Consider the following 280-nt stretch of genomic DNA (forward strand, 5'->3'; position numbering starts at 1 on the left):
GTGTGAGGCTCAAATCACCTGAAGACTTAAGTAATTCATCTGCTGAAAGAATTAAATTCGATTTATTTACAGACCAATGAATATTTTTTTCATATTCAATTAGAGGAATTTGATTGAGAACCGACTGTGGATCTCTTACAGTAAGAGTGTAGTTATCTGATTTTGAGTTTGTTTCTAATTGAACGGTTATTGACGCCCCATTCTCCACTAGTGATTGAGTTGGATCTGTTACAGTAAGTACAAGTGACTTATCGCCACTACTGCTATTGGTGCCACCACC

General features: G+C 36.8%; 1 protein-coding gene. It reads right to left on the reverse strand.

Translation table 11 applies throughout. The annotated features are described in order from the left end of the window. On the reverse strand, window positions 1–280 hold a 280-nt coding region (locus IQR33_RS34385), incomplete at both ends, for a hypothetical protein (RefSeq protein ID WP_228014142.1).

Source organism: Vibrio sp. OPT46, from assembly GCF_015163535.1.
GTDB lineage: Bacteria > Pseudomonadota > Gammaproteobacteria > Enterobacterales > Vibrionaceae > Vibrio > Vibrio alginolyticus.